This is a genomic window from Nonlabens sp. Hel1_33_55, assembly GCF_900101765.1.
Classification (GTDB): Bacteria; Bacteroidota; Bacteroidia; order Flavobacteriales; family Flavobacteriaceae; genus Nonlabens.
This window is the reverse complement of sequence record NZ_LT627735.1, coordinates 2,312,798-2,332,077: the sequence shown is the minus strand read 5'-3', so window position 1 is coordinate 2,332,077 and position 19,280 is coordinate 2,312,798. Positions and strand designations below refer to the sequence as shown.

Genomic DNA, 19,280 nt, shown 5'->3' with positions numbered 1-19,280 from the left:
GGAATAATGGGGAACTGCTTTGGTACTTTTGCATCTATATGAAACAGCTCACAGGCAAGGATTTACGACTGGCGCACCGTATTTATTTAGTGCTGGCGAGTCTATTTATTTGTTCTTTGGTAGTTTCTAACTTGATTTTCCAGAAGTTCTTTTTTTGGAACCCGTTTGGGTGGTTCAGGTTTGAGATATCAGTTGGTTTGCTGCCTTATCCCATCACTTTTTTGATTACAGATTTAGTCAGTGAGATCTATGGTAGGCGCAAGGCAAACGACCTGGTACTGGCTGGAATTTTTGCATCGGTTTTTAGTTTAGGAATTATTTATGTGGCAGACATGGCACCAGCGATTCCAGAAAGCGCGATACAGGATGGTGTTTTCAATAGGGTTTTTGGTGCGACAACGCTGGCGGTAATTTCCAGCATGCTGGCTTATCTGTTTGCACAATTTGTCGATATCCAGATCTACCATTTTTGGAAACGCGTTACTAAAGGTAAAATGCTCTGGTTGCGTAACAACCTCAGTACTTTTTTCTCACAGTTTGTAGATACGATGGCGGTACTATTATTGCTATGTTACGCTGGCATACTACCTTGGGATAAATTCTGGCCGTTATTAGGTGCTGGTTTTTTCTTTAAAGTGCTGGTTGCCTTATTTGATACACCATTGCTCTATGCTGGTGTTTATATTTTTAGAAAATTGTTCCATCTGCAACCCGCAGAGGAAATTAAAATTGATTAATACATTATAGGGATATGAAGAAGTTTTTTAAAATATTAGGAATCGTGATTATAGTGCTAATCATAGCTGTAATCGCTGCACCTTTTTTGTTTCAAGACCAGATTGCGCAGGCCGTAAAGGACAAGCTCAATGCTTCCATGGATGCGCAGATTGAATTTGGCGATGTGGATTTGAGCTTTATAAAAGCATTTCCAGACGCGCGGTTGAACATTGAGGATCTGTCCATTATTAATAAGGAACCATTTGCTGGTGACACTTTGTTTTTTGCGCAGCAAACCTATCTGGACATGCCATTGTTTGACGTATTCAACAAGGCAGACGAGCCCATACGCATCAACGAGCTTATTGTTAACGAGGCCGTTATGAGGTTAAAAGTCAATGAAGAGGAAAAGGCAAATTGGGATATCGCTTCCGCGAAAGCTGACTCACAACAACCTCAAGACACCACGACAGCAGGCTTTACTATTGATATCAAACATTACGAAATCACAGATTCTGAACTTTCATACGAAGATGTGAGTACCAAAAACAGACTCATTCTAACCGACTTGCAACACAGCGGTAACGGTGATTTTTCATTAGAAAACAGCACGCTAGATACAGAGACATCTGCATTAGTAATTTACAGCCTGGACGATATCGAGTACTTGTCCGGTCAAAGAGTGCAACTGGATGCTGATATCCTCATGGATCTGGACAATCAAAAATACACGCTTAAGGATAACAAGGCGCTTGTTAACGATCTTGAGTTGGAGCTTCAAGGATTTATTGACTTAGAGGAAGAATCAACCATCGTAGACTTAACTTTTAATGCGCCATCGTCAGACTTCAAAAATTTCTTTGCGATAATTCCAGAAACCTACAGATCTAATCTTGACGGCATCACAACAACAGGTGATTTCACCGTTGATGGAATGATAAAAGGTCAGGTCACTGATGAGTTGATCCCAATGCTGGACATCAAAGTGAAGTCAGATAATGCTTCCTTCCAGTATCCAGATTTGCCACAGAAAGTAACCAACATATATATCGATGCACAGCTTATCAATACTACGGGAAAGGTTGATGATACCTACTTAAATATTGCCAACACTTCTTTCAATATAGGTAAGGATCGCCTGCAGGGAAATGCGATGATCACACAGTTGACTTCAAATATGAATATCGACTTGAATGCCAAAGGAAATCTTGATCTAGGTAATCTATCACAATCCTTTCCATTACCAGAAGATATGGATCTAGATGGTAGACTGGCACTGGACATGGCAGCTCAATTTGATATGGAAAGCATAGAAAAAGAACGTTATGAGCGCGTTAGAACTAATGGAACCGCGTCACTAACTGACTTCAAATATATAGGAACCGCTTTTGAGAATCCGTTTTTAATCAATCGTGCAGACCTTGATTTGAATACTTCAACCATAAAGCTTAATGCTTTTGATGCGATTACTGGAAATACTGATATCAACGCCACAGGAACCATCAATAACTTGATAGGTTTCTTATTGCAAGACCAAGGTCTCAAAGGAAATTTCAATTTGAGATCCAATAACTTTGATGTAGCAGATTTCATGGAAGAAACTACTGAAGTGGCGAGTTCCAATCAGACTTCAACAGCTTCTACCAGCGAGGCTGTAAAAATCCCGGCTTTTCTTGATGCGCAATTGGATTTCAATTTAGGACAGGTTCGTTACGATGGCCTTACACTTAAGAATGTAAAAGGAATAGCGTTGGTACGCGATGAGACGTTGACGTTGAACAATACGAGTACGGACATTTTTGGAGGTGCCATTGGAGTCTCTGGATCAGTAAGTACCAAAGGAGCCACGCCACAATTCAACATGAATCTAAATATGGCAAATCTTGATATTGCACAATCTTTCCAAGGTTTTGAAATGTTCCAGCAATACGTGCCTATCATTCAGGCACTACAAGGAAAGATCAATACCAACATCGACATCAAAGGAAATTTAACTGATGACCTGTCGCCTATATTGACTTCTATCAACGGTGACGCTCTAGCTGAATTGTTGACTAAGGAAATATCACCAAATGCAGCACCATTGCTGGCTAAGCTCGATGAAAAGTTGAGTTTCATAAGCTTGAAGGATATTGATCTAAGTGATCTCAAAACCAAACTCAAATTCCAAGATGGGGCAGTTCAAGTCAGTCCATTTGACTTTAAGATTAAGGATATTGTGGTAACTGCTAGTGGACGACACAGTTTAACTAACGAAATGGATTACACCATGGACTTAAAAGTTCCTGCTAGATATCTAGGTAAAGAAGGTGCTGCGTTGCTGTCAAAACTTCAAGATAGTGAGATAGCAAATTTGACTGTGCCGGTTCCTGTACGTTTTTCAGGATCCTTTGCGGCGCCTAATGTTCAGGTAAACTTGGAATCTGCAGTGACAAACCTTACCAATCAAATCGTTGAGATTCAAAAGCAGAAACTAAAAGATCGTGGTGAAGATGCCCTAGGTGGAGCGATCAACGACATTACCTCAGGTAAAAACCCACTTATTGGAATTAAGGATGTATTGTCTGGTAAAAAACCAACAACTACGGATACTACAGCGATTAAAAAACCAGCTGATTCTGTTACAAAGCCAGTAGTTAAAGATCAAGCTAAAGAAACCGCAAGAAATCTTTTGAATGGATTATTAAAGAAAAAGAAGGACACGACTAGGTCATAATTAATCATGTCATCAATGTTTTTTGAGACTTGAGAGTTATTTTGCACTTCTTTTGCTTTTAAAATCCATAATTCCTCTGCTATGAAAAAACTGATTGCTTTTCTATCAATACCTATTCTGATTTTATCCTGTACATCTGATGATGGTGACCAAGTTGTACCACAATCTGATAAATTACTGAGAACAATCTCATTTTCTGGAAGCTCTAGCTATTCTCTAACTTTTTTCTATAATTTAGATAAAACAATTGACCGAATTCAAAGCTCTGGTACGGGTGATGATTTTATCAAGCAGTTTTTTTATCAGAATGGTAATATTGATCGTGCCGAGTTTCAAGATATAAATGGTGTTTCAAACGGTACCGTTGAAAGGTTTATTTATGAGAATGGAGAGCTGGTTGGCAGAGAGGATTACTTTAATAATACCACTCTAGATGAAAAATATGAATATGAATTTTCTAACGGTGTCGTTGGCGAAATAAGATATTTTGGATTCAATGAAACATCTTTTTCAAGGAGAATTCTCTTGGAATATAACGCTAATCAAAATCTTACTGCTCAAACCATCAATAATGTCAATAATTCTAATTCTGACGTAGTAGTAACATATTCATATGATGACAAGAAAAACCCGTTGAATAATTTTGAACCAAACATCGTTTTGATAGATGATTTCAAATCATTTCAAAATAATATTACTTCCGAAGTTTCAAGAAATCCTTCTAATAATAATAACGTTTCAACTAGTAATTTCGCCTATACTTACGATAGTGATGGGTATGCAACATCTAGAACAGATGGAAGTGAAACGATGACATATAGTTACTACTAGAAACCAATTAACCTTACATTTAATCCACCATCAGCTTGCCAAAGTATTTAAGGTTTTTGGTAAGTTGATATGTAATTCATCCTTTACAGTAAGAACGATCTCCTTAGCCTCTTCTGGGATGAGGTCGACTACGCTTTCGCGAAAGCGGAAAACGAATCAATTTATAGAAGATAATTAAAGCCGCCTCAAGATATTCCTAAGGCGGTTTTATGTTATAGCTCTACCGCCGTATCTGCGATATTTAATAAATCTTTCATGGTGAAGACACCATTGGTTCCTAAATGTGGTGCCCAATCTCTATTGCTACCCAAATAAGACCTCTCGTCCATTTCTAGAATTCCAATGATCGTTTCTGCAACGATGGTGGCGCCTACAGGTCCTAGACCTTCACCTGGCAGGTTGTTGTTTTTATCCATACGGCCTATCACTTCTGCCTCTGCAAGTATATAAAACCATAGCGGTGTGCCGTTATCAAGACCGATGGAATGATTGTTTGCCAGATTCTCAATAAGGTTTTTGACATTGTCAACTTCTGCAGCGTCACGTTCCATACATTTTGCAATAGTTTCTCCAGATGGAAGTAGGAAACTCTGGCCTCTTCTAAGGTTTCTAGTTGCTAGGGATTTATCTGCTGGATTGCTTGATTGTATGAAGGGCAATTCGAGTAGGATGGAAGCCATTTTTGTATCCAGCGTCTCAGACCTTTGATAGCTGCCATCAAAGTCAAATAGGGTTTCCCATTCAATAACTTGTCCTTGATTCTTTATTTTTTCAAATCCACGACCGAACTCCTTAGAAAAAATATTGCGCATGGTCCCGCTGGGTTGCAACTTCATGTCTTGATTGATCATGGAATGGCCAAAACGATATGCCGCCACTGAAAACTCTACTGGTATGAATGCCTGATGGCATGGTTTGTAGAACTTGCGACCAGAGCCTAAGACTTCGTTCACGATCTTTGAGCCACACATAAGTGGTAAAAATTCATTCACGACAATCCACTGGTAGTGTAGAGTTACCTCTTCTCTTGCCTCTTCATAAATTTCAGCTGCCGATTTGTGTGGATCTGCCTGCTTTTTTTCATCATACAGCGCATTGTAGAACCTTATAAAGGCAAGCTGCATTTGCGAGATGACCCTATTCTCATCATTCCTAGGATCCCCAATAATGGCTGTTTCGGTTCCTGTTCTAGCTAGGTCGTGCTTTTCAAGAGCGGCTCCTTGACCTTGGTTTTGGTTTGTTTTTCCAGTTAATAGGTAAAGTCCTCTACCATTAGGTTTGTCATATAGAAAAGGCTCATCCTCTGGACCGCCACCAAATATGCTGTCAAGATCCAGTGTGGCCGTACGGGTATTCTCAACGTTGGATGGATCGTTAATACTTGTAAAACTAGTGGTCGTATCAAAAGTGATATCATGATCAATGAATTGACCAAAAAAGATCATGCCTAGCGGTACGTTTGAAGTAAATTGTGGTGAACCGTTGATGTCCATGGGTCCACCTTTAGCTCCTAGTTTATTGAGTTCTTGTGGATTATTGTAAAGAGGTGAGACATCTCTAAACATTCTCCCAAATTTGCCGATGGATTCAACGTCGTAGGATGCAAGTGTGCACAGTTTGTTCTTGCCGTAGAAACTGTGTAGTCCGTGATTGCTTTTCATAAATAAAATATTTAGTGGTTAGTGTAGTTTCCATACAAATGAGCCTTAAATAAATAATTATGAGCGAGCGTTAATGAGCTGATAGCAAGTTAAATAGAATAAACCAGATGGCTGCTTGATCAGCCATATATTAGATGTAAATATCTTTAATATAGATATTTGGGAACAGGAGCGTCGTTTTTACTTGAGTTTGGATAAAAAAAGGCATCACCAACTAGTTGAACTTTTGATTTTCAATACAATAGTATTAATTAATCAGAATCTCTGGCGTCATTTAAATGTGATCACTTTGCGATGCATCAATCCACCTTGAGTTCTACAACAAGACCTTCATGGCTGCGTATATTCATGACTTTTCCATCCTCAAATAGGAAGTATTGACCTTTAATTCCCATCAGTTTTCCTGTGTGTTCGGGAGTTTTGGCAAGATTGACGCTGGTTACTTTTTTTGGATATTGTAGTACAGGGAAATTGATATGCGTTTCATCTTTTACAGGTAGAACGAATTCCTTGGCTTCTTCTGGGATGAGGTCGAGTACGCTTTCGCGAAAGCGTAACAAATCAACATCCTCAATATCATTAGTGAGCATCTTTCTCCAATTGGTCTTGTCTGCAACCTTCTCTTTTAGGGCGACTTCCGTAATTCCTGCTAGGTAGCGATTAGGCGCTTCAAGAATGGCAACAGCCTCGTGTGCACCTTGATCAATCCACCGGGTTGGGATTTGGGTTTGACGGGTCACACCTACTTTGACGTTGCTGGAATTAGCCAGATAAACGATGTGTGGTTTGAGCTGTACACGCTTTTCATATTCCAGATCGCGATCTTCTTCATCTAGATGTGCACGACTCAACTCTGGTTTCATGATCCAGTCGCCAGCCTGCGGTATGCTGGAAAAGCAATCGTAACAAAAACCCTGACGCCATATCTTTTTATCCAGGCCGCAATTGAGACACTCATTTGCAACGTGTTTGAGCGTGATGGTGTGGTTAAGTAGTTGGTTGGCATGTACAAATTCATCCCTGAAAACCATGTAGTATTGAACGGTTTCCTGAAGTTCAGTTTGCATTTTACGTATGGTGCCGCTTACTATCATTTTGGGGTTTTATTGAGATAAATTGAATTATATTGCCCCAAAAATACCCTAAACCCAGTAGAGCGTGGCCATCCCTTTAGTCAATTCTGTAGTTTCTTGGTTCTTAAAGAAGCGCATCCACGATATGGAATTGTTCATGCGGTACCCGCAGGAAATGCAGAGTAATCTATTATTGGAACTGCTGCAACAAGCTAAAAATACTGAAGTAGGTAGGAAATATGGTTTTGGCTCTATCACAACCTACGAGAGATTTAGGGATCAAGTACCCATTACAGATTATAGTGACGTTCAGGAAGATCTAGAGCGCACACGTCGCGGTGAGAGCAATATCTTCTGGCCAGAAGAAATTAAATTTTTTGCCATGTCTAGTGGTACAACAAGCTCACGCAGTAAATACATACCGGTAAGTCAGCAATCGTTACAGGATTGTCATTATGCCGCAGCAAAGGATTTGCTTTGCATGTACCTCAATAACAACCCAGAATCTAGACTTTTTACAGGACGTGGTTTGCGATTGGGCGGTAGTAAGACGTTGGATAAAAGTTCAGGAACTTCTGCAGGTGATTTAAGTTCTATCTTGATTGATAACATGCCTTTCTGGGCAGATTATAGTTCCACACCGACTAATGAAGTTGCTTTAATGGCAGATTGGGAAACTAAAATGCCGGCCATCGTTGCCGAAACGATTCATGAAGATGTCACCAGTCTAGCTGGTGTTCCTTCATGGATGATGGTACTGCTGAATAACGTACTAGAAAAAACAGGTAAAAACAATATTCTTGAAGTCTGGCCACATATGGAGGTATTTTTTCATGGTGGCGTTAGCTTTGAACCTTATCAAGAACCATTCAAGAAGTTATTACCCAGCAGCGACATCAAATACTACGAGACCTATAATGCCAGCGAAGGATTTTTTGCCATTCAAGATCGCAATGACAGCAAAGAATTATTACTGATGCTGGATTATGGGATTTTCTACGAGTTCATTCCCATGAAAACCTATGGAACACCAGATGAGATGGCGATACCATTGGAACAGGTTAAAATGGGTGAGAATTATGCCATTATCATTACTACTAATGCTGGATTGTGGCGACATAAAATAGGAGACACGGTCAGGTTTACCAGCACCTCGCCTTATCGCATCAAAGTAACGGGTCGTACCAAGCATCATATTAATGTCTTTGGTGAGGAATTGATCATAGAAAATGCTGAACAAGCCCTTAAGAAAACGATTCAGAAAATACCTTGCGTTATTAAGGATTATACAGTAGCACCTATATTCATGAAAGACAAAGAAAAAGGTGCTCACGAATGGCTCATTGAGTTTGAACAAGAACCTGAGAATAAGGAAACCTTCAAAGAGCTGCTAGATAAGCATTTACAAGAAGTGAATAGTGATTATGCTGCAAAGCGATATCTCAACACCACCTTGCGTGAACCCAGCATCCATTTTGCTCAAGAAGATTTGTTTTACAATTGGCTAAAATCGAAAGGTAAATTAGGCGGTCAGCATAAAATACCTAGACTTTCCAATACTAGAATCTACTTAGATGAATTGCTAGAGATGCAGGTCAACGTTTAACACTTGGAAACTCAAGATTTAGCGGTTAATACTTTCCTATTCCCTTGTTGCGTAGTACTTTTGCTTATTCAAAATAATTCTAAATAAGGGTTGGAAAAGACGATTGCACATTTAAAGCGAGGAGAAGTTGCTGTTATCAAGAACTTCAAGGAAACCGATGTTCCTTTGAAGTTATTAGAAATGGGTTGCCTGCCTGGAAATCTGGTGACTATGATGCAAAGTGCTCCTTTTCAAGATCCTATTTATTTGAATATTAATGGAACGCACCTTGCCATACGCAGGGAAACAGCTTCTAAAATAAATGTCGATCCTTATGTCTAGATCGATCAATGTTGCCCTTATAGGAAACCCAAACACGGGAAAGACTTCGTTATTCAATAGGTTAACAGGACTTAACCAAAAAGTAGGTAACTACCCTGGAATTACGGTTGAGAAAAAAGAAGGTGTTTGCAAGCTAGACCGTGGCTTAAAGGCTCATATTCTTGATTTGCCAGGAACCTATAGTCTCAACACTTCATCACTGGATGAGAGTGTAGTGGTAGAAACCTTACTCAATAGAAACTCAAGAGATTTTCCTGATGTAGCAGTTGTCGTTAGTGATATTGAAAATATAAAGCGCAACCTTCTACTTTTTACACAGATTAAAAATCTTGAAATACCAACGATCCTGGTCATCAACATGGCAGATCGTATGGAACGTAAGGCTATCACTCTGGACATTGAAATGATGGAAGAAGAGCTCAATACCAAGGTAGTATTGATTAGTGCTCGCAAAAATATCGGGATTGATAATTTAAAGGAGGCTATCACTCAATACAAAACGCTTAAGGTAGATCCTTGCGTAAACGCAAGTGTCATCGATCCTGAATATTTTGAACGACTGCGCAAGGCGTATCCGCAACAGTTGGTTTATAAGTTATGGTTGGTTATCACCCAAGACGTCAACTTTGGTAAGGTAGAGCGCAACCGTGATTTTGAAAAACTCAAAACAGGAACCTTTGATATCAAGTCAGAAGAAGATTTGAAACGTTTGCAGCATAAGGAGACTGTGGTTAGATATCAATTTATTAACGGATTACTCAAAAAAGTACTTCATGTCGACCAAACTAATGCCAAGGATTTGCGCAGCAAGTTGGATCGCGTATTACTGCACAAGGTTTGGGGTTACCTCATCTTCTTTGTGATTCTGTTAGTTATTTTTCAAGCGATTTATGACTGGTCATCGTATCCTATGGACTGGATAGATCAAATGTTTGCCTCACTTAGTTCTATTACTGCATCAAGTCTACCAGAAGGACCGCTAACTAGCTTGATCGCGGAAGGTATCATTCCAGGATTAGGTGGTATAGTCATTTTTATACCACAAATTGCATTTCTGTTTTTCTTCATTTCGTTATTGGAAGAAAGCGGTTATATGAGTCGTGTGGTATTTCTCATGGATCACATCATGAAAAAGTTTGGTTTAAGTGGTAAGAGTGTTGTACCTCTAGTTTCAGGAACGGCCTGTGCCATTCCAGCAGTTATGGCAACACGTAATATTGAGGACTGGAAAGAGCGATTGATTACCATATTGGTGGTACCATTTACGACCTGTAGTGCCAGATTGCCTGTATATCTAATCATCATTGCTTTAGTCATTCCAGATCAAGATCTATGGTGGATTTTTAATTTGCAAGGATTGACGTTAATGCTTTTATACCTTTTGGGATTTGGCGCCGCAATTTTTTCTGCATGGGTGCTCAACAAAATACTTCCAATAAATAGAAAGACATTTTTTGTCATGGAAATGCCTGCCTACAAATTGCCAATGGGTAAGAATGTAGCCATTACGGTGATTGAAAAAACCAAAAGTTTTGTGCTAGGTGCTGGTAAAATCATCATGGCGATTAGTATCGTTCTATGGGTGCTGGCCAGTTATGGATTGGGAGACCAATTCACCAATGCAGAAGAAATTGTCACCGAGCAATATGCAAATCAAGATCTCACACAAACCGAACTCGACCAAAAAATAGCGTCGCACCAATTGGAGCATAGCTTTATAGGATACCTAGGTAAAGCCATCGAGCCTGCAGTGCGACCTTTGGGATATGACTGGAAAATAGGTATTGCGATAGTAAGTTCATTTGCAGCCCGCGAGGTATTTGTTGGTACCCTGGCGACGATTTACAGTGTGGAAAGCAGCGAGGAAGAAACCATCAAAAACCGAATGCAGGCAGAGACGAATCCGATTTTGGGCGGTCCATTATTTACCTTTGCCAGTGGTATATCGTTGTTGCTATTCTATGCTTTTGCGATGCAATGTATGAGTACGCTGGCGATCGTCAAACGAGAAACCAATGGTTGGAAGTGGCCTGCGGTACAATTCGGTGCGATGACGCTTATTGCTTATTTTGCCGCACTAGGAGCCTTTCAAATTCTTCAATAAATGGACTTCACGATTCTTATTCAATATATCATTGTTGCGGTAATAGTGATTACCGCGATAGGCTGGTTATTTAGAAAACGACTGTTTCCTTCCAGATATAATTCAAAAAATTGCGGTGACGGCGACTGTGGTTGTCACTAGATTATTTTTATTATTTTTCTTGTGTGGGCGTTCCCTCGCTTAAGGCGAGGTCAGGCTTTGCGCTACAATCTATTTGAGCCAAAGCTGGAGACCCAACAGGCTCAAATATGATTTACACTACAATCCCTAACGCGTTTCAAAATGTCTCTCTAGAATAGTTAAGAGTCTTTATGTATGTAATGTCGGTAATTACAGAACTTTTTGAGTTGTATGGGTTATTTGAGTTAGGGATTGCAGTGAAAATCCCACAGGACCGCCACAAGCGGGACGAGGAATTGTAACGTAAAGCCCGACCATCGCGCAAATAGCGGGATGGTAACTCCACAACAAAAACAACAACGATCTAAAAAGGTGAGTAAATAAAAAAGCCTGTTCAAAATGAACAGGCTCTAGTTAGTAAGAATTATAAATATGAATTACTGTATTACTCTAACGTTTACAGCGTTCATTCCTTTTTTTCCTTCTTTTTCTTCGTATTCCACTTTGTCACCTTCTCTAACCTCATCGATTAGTCCAGTTACGTGCACGAAGCAGTCTTGATTTGTTCCATCTTCAACGATAAAACCGAAGCCTTTTGATTCATTGAAAAATTTTACGGTACCTTCTTTCATTGTAATAAATTGTAATAATTAAGTTTCAAAAATAATAAGTTTCAGTTAACCAAATTGTTAATAACTTAATTAATTTAATTTTTTCAGTAATGACGGGCTTTTAGGATGTATTTTTTGGTGCGCCGTCAATGTAAATCGTTGTTCCTTTGACACTTCGGTCGTACATAACGATGCTGCCGGCGACAGATACATTAAGGCTCCTTGGGGTCTCAAACTTCACTAAATGATGTGACTTATCCACCGCTTTTTTGCTCAAACCATGATCTTCTGCACCCAGTAAATAAACGGCATTACGTGGATGCTGAAAGTCGCTAAGCAATGTAGCTTCAGGTGAAAGTTCGATGCCTATGAGCATCGCGCCTTTAGGTAGATGTTTGTAAAATTCATCAAAAGTTTTATAGTGAAAATAGGGAATGGAGTTCACGGCATTATGGGTATCACTGGCCTGTTTTGCATATCGATTGCCAATGGTAAAAATAAAACTAGCACCAAAATTCTGCGCGCTGCGCCATAGGACACCCAGATTTTCAGGAGTCTTTCCATTCTCGATCCCAATTCCAAAAAAGTTATTTTCTAAGGAGTCCATTCAATTTATTGAGCCATCATTCTTGTTTCCACTACAGCCATTCCTAGATGTAGTTTACCATATCCTATTTTCCCATCAAAATGATCAAAAACCGGTTTCATGGATCGGTCTTTTTTGAAGTTGGGAAGCATATTTTCCAGCTTTTGTAGATCCACACCATCTAACAAAGGATCCACTTCAACATCACGGTGAGAGGCATATCTTTTTCCTAAATGCGATAGGATAGTATCTGCTTTGAGAGAACGATCCTCTGCTATTTCTTCAATGGTTTTTCCATCCCAGAAAGCCTCAACGCTCTCCATCACTGTATCTGATAGGCCGCTGATTTTAGAGCGTTTCTTTTTTTTCTTTTTTGTGGCAGTGCGATATACAAAACCATCGGGTCTCGTTTCCTTGTACGATTCAACGACCTTCAAAAATTGCTGACCATATTTATCATGTTTATGAACGCCTACACCACTAATATCTGCAAACTCATTATCGTCCAGCGGTATGCGTGCAGAAATATCTTTAAGCGTCGCATCGCTAAAGACCATGTAAGGAGCAAGATTTTCCTCTTTAGCAAGGCTCAAGCGCAGCTCTTTCAACTCTTTGAATAAATCCTTATTCACCTCTTCAGGAAGTTCTTGTAATTGCGCCGCAGCGGCTCTTTCCTCAGGTTTTGGGATGATAGCTAGACGTACCGGTTTATTTTCAAACAACACTTTTTCTGACTCTGCGGTCAATTTCAGTTGGTTGTTTTCATGAAAGGCAATTTCCAGCAAACCTTGATTGATAAGCTGGATAATATATTGTTGCCAATCATTCCAGGAAGTTTCGCGTCCAGCACCATAAGTTTTGATGCTATCATAACCACTTTCCATAACACCAGCATTATTGGCTCCGCGCAACACATCTACCAATAGATTGAGCGGTGCGCGTTGATCCATGCGATAGACGGCACTCAAAGCCATCTGGGCAAGACGTGTACCGTCCATAAAGTCTGGCTTGTTCAGGCAAACATCACAATTGCCGCAATCTTCTGGGAGGAACTCATTAAAATAGGAAAGTAGCATGCGTCTGCGGCAAGTCAGTGCCTCTGCAAACTGTTTCATGCGCTCGAGTTTTGCAATCTGCACCTCACTATTGCCGCTACCTTCTGCAAACTTTCGCAGCTGGATCACGTCCGCATAACTGTGGAACAGCAGTGCTTGCGATTCCATCCCATCACGACCGGCACGACCTATTTCTTGATAATAACCCTCAACATTTTTAGGCATGTTGTAATGGATCACAAAACGCACATTTGACTTGTCGATCCCCATTCCAAAAGCGATGGTGGCCACCACAATCTTGATCTCATCTTTGATGAATTGTTCTTGTACGCTTTCGCGAAAGCGGTTTTCCAATCCAGCATGGTAAGCAGCGGCAGAGTATCCTTGTCCTTTCAATTTTGCTGCAATGTTTTCACAGCTCTTGCGGCTCAAACAATAGATGATTCCAGAACTGTCCTTATGCTTATTCAAAAAACGAAAAACCTGAGTCATTCGGTTGGTGCCTGGTCGGACTTCCAACATTATATTGGGCCTATCAAATGAAGCGACGAACTCCTCTGCATGAACGATCGAGAGTTGTTTTTTAATATCGGCTCGCGTGGCACGGTCAGCTGTTGCTGTTAGCGCAATCAAACTGGCATCAGGGAAGGAATTCTTAAGATAGGAAAGTTGGGTGTAGGCAGGTCTAAAATCATGTCCCCAAGTGGAGATACAATGCGCCTCGTCCACCGCGATGAGAGAGACTTTGATCTCGCTCAAATGGTTTTGTAAAAGTGATATACTTTCTGGAGCGACGTAGAGTAATTGTAGTTCGTTACTCTGCAATTTGCGAATCAAATGATTCTGGTCTGCCGTCTCTTGTGAGCTATTGAAAAACCCAGCAGAGATCCCATTAGCATTCAAAGCATCAACTTGATCTTTCATTAAAGCGATAAGCGGCGAAATGACCAACGTGACTCCTGGAAGAATGAGTGATGGTAATTGAAAACACATGGATTTACCACCGCCAGTAGGCATCACGACCATCAGGTCCTTACCCTCAAGAACTTGGTCAATTATTTGTTCCTGTAGAGGTCTAAAGCTGTCGTACCCAAAATGCTTTTTGAGTAATTGTAGTTTTTTCATGGCGTGAATTAGTAAAAATGGCGTTGCTGGAAGGCAAAGATATAAAGGTAGTCAAACGGCACAAAAATTGAAGATTGGTTTATCCGACTTCTGATAACTGGTGAACCGTTATCTATTATCTTTAATCCTTTATTATAAAACTCATTATGAAAAAATATATTCTGTTGGTTGTGTTATCCTGTTTCTACTTTTCAGGGGCACAGTCTGTAAATGATTATAAATATGTTATTGTAAATAATCAATATGACTTTCAAAATGACGCTAATGAATTTAGATTAAACGAGTTAATGGTATTTGAATTGAAAAAGTATGGTTTCAATGCTTATAGAAATTCTGAGCGCTTACCGGCTGATCTTAATAGAGGTAGTTGTAATGCCTTGCAATTAAAGGTTGATAAATCGGGAATGCTATGGACAGATATTGAAGCAAGACTGGAAAACTGTAGTGGACAAGTATTGTTTACAACTGAGGTTGCAAGAGCAAGACAAAAAACTTTTGATAAGGCTTACTTCAGCGGAGTGAGAGAAGCTTTTAAATCCTTTGAAAATCTCAATTATAAGTACAATGGTGATAGTGATGAAGAAGAGTTTCCTACACAATTATTGACGATCGCGCAGGAACGAGAATTGGAAAAAAAGAATAAAGTTAAAGAATCGAATGTATCAAAAAACATTGGTGTCGAGACTGATATAGATTCAACGAATGAAATAATAGAGGAGAGCATAGAAATAACTACAGATGATCTAAAAGGATCTTCAAACTCTTTACCAGAATCTAAAACAGATATAGACTTCAAAGACACTTCAAGTACAGGATACGCTCTAAAGTTTGATGATTCAAAAGATAACTTTGAAATTTTTAAAGAAGAAGTTTTAATAGGTACTGGTCGTAAAACGGCCGCGGGTGTTTATCTAATCACTACAGATTCTTTCACTGGAATAGGGTTTGTTGAAGGTGAGAATTTTATCATTGAGTATGATGTTAATGGTAGCACCCAGCGTGTAGTGATGACTAAATAACTACTGATGCTTCCCAACTTCAAAGCCATGTTTACCTAGAAACTGATTGCCACTATGAATAGCATCATCTTCCAGAGTAGTTGCCATGCTATCATTCCATCTATTTAAATAGCCGAAAAGAGAAATAACTCCCAACATTTCTACGATCTCACCTTCATCCCAATATTGGTGTAGGCGTTTTTTGATGGAATCATCAACAGCATTAGGAACCTGACTTGCGGCTAGAGAAAAATCCAGCGCGGCACGCTCTGCCTCAGAAAATGCGGGATGCGTTCTGTATTCCCAGATATTATCTAATTGTTCTTGTTCTGCGCCATAGCGTTCTGCAGCTCTTATCGCATGTGCCTGACAATACCTACAACCAGTAGCATTACTGGAAACCCATGCGATCATTCTTTTAAGTGCACTTGTAACACGACCTTCATTTGCCATCACAGCTTTGTTCAGGTTGATAAAAGCTTTTGAAATGGCTGGCCTGCGTTGCATGGTAAGAACAGAGTTAGGGCAAAAGCCCAACGTTTCATTAAAGAACGCTGCAAGTTCTTTGGTTTCTGGATCGTGTTCAGGCGATAATGGTGTTACTAAAGGCATATTTTTGGCATATTGAATTATTGAAAGTTAGATAAATTATAGGTTTCCTTATAGGTCTGTTATCTTTATACTTTTTAAAAATTATCTATGCGCAACCGTCTAGCCCTAACAGCTGGCTTGTTCTTTTTTATTATAGGAATATTGATCAAGCCTATCATTGCCTGGCTCAACTCCTTTTTTGAGAATGACATTTCTTTTCTTGCCTCCCAAAGCAGGAACTTTATAATCGTTGGTCTGGCCTTTCTGTTCATATTCGTTATCAGGAAACTCAAACGACGCTTTTTGAAGAGATTTGATGTCACTGAAGACGATAATCTAAGAGCACGAAAAGTCCACACTCAAGTCGCGATCCTTGAAAAGATCTTGATTTTTGTCACGTTTCTTGTTGCCACAGGATTAATTCTTATCTCATTTGAAAGTATAAGGGACATAGGTATTGGATTGTTTGCATCAGCTGGTGTTGCTGGAATAATCATAGGCCTTTCTGCCCAAAAAATGGTTGGTGCGCTACTCGCAGGAATTCAGATTGCGATAACGCAGCCTTTTAGATTAGGTGATGCCGTTGTGGTTGAAGGCGAATGGGGCTGGATTGAAGAAATCAATCTGACATATGTAGTGGTCAGAATCTGGGATAAAAGACGTCTGGTATTACCTTCTAGTTATTTTCTTGAGAAACCATTCCAGAACTGGACTAAGAATAGCTCAGACATTATAGGAACCGTTTTTCTTTATACAGATTATAGTATTCCGTTTGAAGAATTGCGTTCAGAATTGACTAGAGTGCTTGAATCTACCGATTTATGGGATGGAAAAGTAAACGTTCTACAGGTGACTGATTCCAAGGAATTTTCTGTGGAATCCAGGATTCTTGTTAGCGCTATTAATTCGCCAACAGCTTGGGATTTGCGCGTTCTTGTGCGTGAAAAGATGATCACATTTATACAGGCAAATTATCCCGATAGTTTCTCTAGAACCAGGATTGAGTTGAATGAAAAAGATTCAAAAAAGGATGATGGATCGCAGGCTGATCAGAATCAAAATTTTAAAAACTAATCTTTGCGCTGGACTCTTAAACCAATTCCTGATAGTAACAAACAGCAGCAACTTGCAGCAGATCTTAATATAGATCCGGTGCTGGCTGGTTTGTTGGTGCAACGTGGTATTGACGCTTTCGCGAAAGCGAAATCCTTCTTCAGGCCATCTCTAAAAGAACTTCACGATCCATTCTTAATGGCAGACATGCAAGTGGCCGTAGAACGTATTTTGAAAGCTGTGGAGCACGGCGAAAACATCTTAGTCTACGGTGATTATGATGTAGATGGCACTACCAGTGTGGCATTAATGTCAACCTTCTTGAAGAGTTTTTATCCTCAGGTTTCTACTTATATACCAGACCGTTATGAAGAAGGTTATGGGGTGAGTTTTCAAGGGATCGACTATGCGGCAGACAATGATTTTTCCCTGATCATAGCATTGGATTGTGGTGTCAAGGCTATTGATAAGGTGGCCTATGCAAATGAAAAAGGAATCGATTTCATCATATGTGATCACCACAGACCAGGAAAACATCTACCAGATGCCGTTGCGGTTTTAGACCCTAAAAGGCTTGACTGCGACTACCCATTTGACGAGTTGTGTGGTTGTGGTGTAGGCTTCAAACTGTGTCAGGCCATCACTATAACTAAAGGCTGGGATTTTGAGGTGTTGATTCCATATTTGGATCTTGTTGCAACTGCCATAGGTGCAGATATTGTTCCCATGGTGGATGAGAATAGGATACTGGCCTATCACGGCCTTCATGTAATCAATACGTGCCCGCGACCAGGATTTCAAGCGATTATCTCACAGCTTAATAAACCTAGTCTAACTTCTACAGATGTAGTTTTTACCATCGCACCTCGTATCAATGCGGCAGGAAGAATGAAGCACGGCTTATATGCTGTCGAATTGTTAACGGCAGAAGATCTTGAAACGGCAGTCACACTCGCCAAAGCCATTGAACAAAACAACACGGACCGTAAAGAGACCGACAAATGGATTACAGATGCGGCGCTGGAACAGATTATTTGCAATGATGAGGTAGAAGGATTTTCAACTGTTGTCTATGATCCAGAATGGCATAAAGGAGTCATTGGGATCGTTGCCTCTAGGTTAATTGAAACCTATTACAGGCCAACGGTTGTTTTTACAAAAAGCGGTGACAAACTAGCGGCAAGTGTACGCAGTGTTAAAGGCTTTGATGTGTACAATGCCATTGAACAATGTTCTGAGTTTATTGAGCAATATGGTGGCCACAAATATGCTGCTGGACTCACTCTGAAAGAAGAGAATTATGAATCCTTCAAAAACCGATTTGAAGAAGTCGTCTGCGCTACCATAAAAAATCAAGATCGAACGGAAGAAATTACAATCGATCTACAGCTGCCATTGAACTCCATTTCTCCTAAATTCTACAGGATTTTAAAGCAAATGGAACCTTTTGGACCTGGAAATATGTCACCCATATTTTTAACTAAAAACGTTGTAGATACTGGTTATGCTAGACCAGTAGGACAGGATGATAAACATCTTAAAGCATGCATTACCTCAGATAAAACTTCCACGGATCGATTCAACGCGATTGGTTTTAATATGGGAGATAAATTGAATTCTATCAATAACGACCAATCGTTTGATATTGCTTATTCCATAGATGAGAATACCTGGAATAATCAGACAAGTTTACAGCTTAGGTTAAGAGATATCCATTAAAGTTCTAGCATCAGATATTAAACTTGATAAGGCTTTAAGCGTCACTGGTTTCACTACAAAATCTTCAATATCTTCATATCTATCAGCTTTGAGCCTATCATTGGGATCAATTGAAGAACTCACTAAATAGACAATGATGTTTTCTTTATCAGGAAACTGAGCAAACTCATCCATAAACTGCCAACCATCAAGAATGGGCATGTTGATGTCAAGAAGAATTACATTAGGATAAGAAAGTTTATGTTCTCTAAGATTATCTAATTGTAGTTTGGCTTCCATTCCGTTTGGAAACGTGTCTATCCTATGCGTCAGGTTATGTAACTGCAGCATCTTTTTTACCGTGAAAGTAAATATGGCATCATCGTCAATAATCCAAGTATAATCTAATGTCAT

Annotated in this window: 17 protein-coding genes; 10 read left to right on the top strand and 7 right to left on the bottom strand. The window is 39.7% G+C overall.

The features are described 5' to 3' along the window. The first annotated feature begins 38 nt into the window (after window positions 1-38). The 3 genes from BLO34_RS10405 to BLO34_RS10395 all read left to right on the top strand — a co-directional run bounded on the left by BLO34_RS10405 (window position 39) and on the right by BLO34_RS10395 (window position 4,264). Window positions 39-737, top strand: a complete 699-nt coding sequence (locus BLO34_RS10405) for a queuosine precursor transporter (protein ID WP_090755101.1) — start codon at window positions 39-41, stop codon at window positions 735-737. Window positions 738-751: 14 nt separating this feature from the next. Next, window positions 752-3,433, top strand: a complete 2,682-nt coding sequence (locus BLO34_RS10400) for an AsmA-like C-terminal region-containing protein (RefSeq protein WP_090755099.1) — start codon at window positions 752-754, stop codon at window positions 3,431-3,433. An 81-nt stretch (window positions 3,434-3,514) separates the two neighbouring features. Continuing rightward, complete coding sequence (locus BLO34_RS10395; protein ID WP_090755097.1) at window positions 3,515-4,264, top strand: hypothetical protein; 750 nt, start codon at window positions 3,515-3,517, stop codon at window positions 4,262-4,264. Window positions 4,265-4,476: 212 nt separating this feature from the next. Here the strand turns inward: BLO34_RS10395 and BLO34_RS10390 are convergent, their stop codons facing one another. Next, on the bottom strand, window positions 4,477-5,925 hold the full coding sequence (locus BLO34_RS10390) for a peroxidase family protein (protein WP_090755095.1): 1,449 nt from the start codon (window positions 5,923-5,925) through the stop codon (window positions 4,477-4,479). Between the two features lie 299 nt (window positions 5,926-6,224). After that, window positions 6,225-7,019: a DUF2797 domain-containing protein gene (locus BLO34_RS10385; RefSeq protein WP_090755093.1), complete on the bottom strand. Its 795-nt coding sequence runs from the start codon at window positions 7,017-7,019 to the stop codon at window positions 6,225-6,227. Window positions 7,020-7,083: 64 nt separating this feature from the next. Between BLO34_RS10385 and BLO34_RS10380 the strand changes: the two genes are divergently transcribed. The 4 genes from BLO34_RS10380 to BLO34_RS10365 all read left to right on the top strand — a co-directional run bounded on the left by BLO34_RS10380 (window position 7,084) and on the right by BLO34_RS10365 (window position 11,170). After that, a complete protein-coding gene (locus tag BLO34_RS10380; RefSeq protein WP_090755092.1) occupies window positions 7,084-8,604 on the top strand; it encodes a GH3 auxin-responsive promoter family protein in 1,521 nt (506 codons plus the stop codon). 90 nt (window positions 8,605-8,694) lie between these two features. Then, window positions 8,695-8,925: a ferrous iron transport protein A gene (locus BLO34_RS10375; protein WP_090755090.1), complete on the top strand. Its 231-nt coding sequence runs from the start codon at window positions 8,695-8,697 to the stop codon at window positions 8,923-8,925. Continuing rightward, on the top strand, window positions 8,918-11,029 hold the full coding sequence (feoB, locus tag BLO34_RS10370) for a ferrous iron transport protein B (RefSeq protein ID WP_090755088.1): 2,112 nt from the start codon (window positions 8,918-8,920) through the stop codon (window positions 11,027-11,029). Before BLO34_RS10375 ends, feoB begins: the two co-directional genes overlap by 8 nt. Continuing rightward, window positions 11,030-11,170 (top strand): FeoB-associated Cys-rich membrane protein, encoded by a 141-nt coding sequence (locus tag BLO34_RS10365; RefSeq protein WP_090755086.1) that lies wholly within the window; start codon window positions 11,030-11,032, stop codon window positions 11,168-11,170. A gap of 416 nt (window positions 11,171-11,586) precedes the next feature. Here the strand turns inward: BLO34_RS10365 and BLO34_RS10360 are convergent, their stop codons facing one another. From BLO34_RS10360 to recQ, 3 genes are all read right to left on the bottom strand, one after another. Next, window positions 11,587-11,781 carry a cold-shock protein gene (locus tag BLO34_RS10360; RefSeq protein ID WP_085766969.1) on the bottom strand — a complete coding sequence of 65 codons (195 nt, stop codon included), beginning with the start codon at window positions 11,779-11,781 and terminating at the stop codon, window positions 11,587-11,589. A gap of 100 nt (window positions 11,782-11,881) precedes the next feature. After that, window positions 11,882-12,367, bottom strand: coding sequence for an RNA methyltransferase (locus tag BLO34_RS10355; protein WP_090755084.1), 486 nt, complete (start codon window positions 12,365-12,367; stop codon window positions 11,882-11,884). A 5-nt stretch (window positions 12,368-12,372) separates the two neighbouring features. Then, window positions 12,373-14,526 carry a DNA helicase RecQ gene (recQ, locus tag BLO34_RS10350; RefSeq protein ID WP_090755083.1) on the bottom strand — a complete coding sequence of 718 codons (2,154 nt, stop codon included), beginning with the start codon at window positions 14,524-14,526 and terminating at the stop codon, window positions 12,373-12,375. A gap of 146 nt (window positions 14,527-14,672) precedes the next feature. Here recQ and BLO34_RS10345 point away from each other — a divergent pair, with 146 nt between their 5' ends. Beyond that, window positions 14,673-15,545: a hypothetical protein gene (locus BLO34_RS10345; protein WP_090755081.1), complete on the top strand. Its 873-nt coding sequence runs from the start codon at window positions 14,673-14,675 to the stop codon at window positions 15,543-15,545. Here BLO34_RS10345 and BLO34_RS10340 read toward each other — a convergent pair whose 3' ends face one another. Continuing rightward, window positions 15,546-16,136 carry a carboxymuconolactone decarboxylase family protein gene (locus tag BLO34_RS10340; protein ID WP_090755079.1) on the bottom strand — a complete coding sequence of 197 codons (591 nt, stop codon included), beginning with the start codon at window positions 16,134-16,136 and terminating at the stop codon, window positions 15,546-15,548. An 87-nt stretch (window positions 16,137-16,223) separates the two neighbouring features. Here BLO34_RS10340 and BLO34_RS10335 point away from each other — a divergent pair, with 87 nt between their 5' ends. Beyond that, complete coding sequence (locus tag BLO34_RS10335; protein ID WP_090755076.1) at window positions 16,224-17,189, top strand: mechanosensitive ion channel family protein; 966 nt, start codon at window positions 16,224-16,226, stop codon at window positions 17,187-17,189. Window positions 17,190-17,192: 3 nt separating this feature from the next. Further along, entirely contained in the window at window positions 17,193-18,887 is a 1,695-nt protein-coding gene (gene recJ / locus BLO34_RS10330; protein ID WP_090755074.1) for a single-stranded-DNA-specific exonuclease RecJ, read from the top strand. Here recJ and BLO34_RS10325 read toward each other — a convergent pair. Continuing rightward, a complete protein-coding gene (locus BLO34_RS10325) occupies window positions 18,870-19,280 on the bottom strand; it encodes a two-component system response regulator (RefSeq protein WP_090755072.1) in 411 nt (136 codons plus the stop codon). The genes recJ and BLO34_RS10325 overlap by 18 nt on opposite strands.

Bases quoted from the DNA above. Each gene is read 5' to 3' on its own strand.
- BLO34_RS10405 (WP_090755101.1), top strand. From the start codon at position 39: ATGAAACAGCTCACAGGCAAGGATTTACGACTGGCGCACCGTATTTAT.
- BLO34_RS10400 (WP_090755099.1), top strand. From the start codon at position 752: ATGAAGAAGTTTTTTAAAATATTAGGAATCGTGATTATAGTGCTAATC.
- BLO34_RS10395 (WP_090755097.1), top strand. From the start codon at position 3,515: ATGAAAAAACTGATTGCTTTTCTATCAATACCTATTCTGATTTTATCC.
- BLO34_RS10390 (WP_090755095.1), bottom strand. From the start codon at position 5,925: ATGAAAAGCAATCACGGACTACACAGTTTCTACGGCAAGAACAAACTG.
- BLO34_RS10385 (WP_090755093.1), bottom strand. From the start codon at position 7,019: ATGATAGTAAGCGGCACCATACGTAAAATGCAAACTGAACTTCAGGAA.
- feoB (WP_090755088.1), top strand. From the start codon at position 8,918: ATGTCTAGATCGATCAATGTTGCCCTTATAGGAAACCCAAACACGGGA.
- BLO34_RS10365 (WP_090755086.1), top strand. From the start codon at position 11,030: ATGGACTTCACGATTCTTATTCAATATATCATTGTTGCGGTAATAGTG.
- BLO34_RS10360 (WP_085766969.1), bottom strand. From the start codon at position 11,781: ATGAAAGAAGGTACCGTAAAATTTTTCAATGAATCAAAAGGCTTCGGT.
- BLO34_RS10355 (WP_090755084.1), bottom strand. From the start codon at position 12,367: ATGGACTCCTTAGAAAATAACTTTTTTGGAATTGGGATCGAGAATGGA.
- recQ (WP_090755083.1), bottom strand. From the start codon at position 14,526: ATGAAAAAACTACAATTACTCAAAAAGCATTTTGGGTACGACAGCTTT.
- BLO34_RS10345 (WP_090755081.1), top strand. From the start codon at position 14,673: ATGAAAAAATATATTCTGTTGGTTGTGTTATCCTGTTTCTACTTTTCA.
- BLO34_RS10340 (WP_090755079.1), bottom strand. From the start codon at position 16,136: ATGCCTTTAGTAACACCATTATCGCCTGAACACGATCCAGAAACCAAA.
- BLO34_RS10335 (WP_090755076.1), top strand. From the start codon at position 16,224: ATGCGCAACCGTCTAGCCCTAACAGCTGGCTTGTTCTTTTTTATTATA.
- BLO34_RS10325 (WP_090755072.1), bottom strand. From the start codon at position 19,280: ATGACATTAGATTATACTTGGATTATTGACGATGATGCCATATTTACT.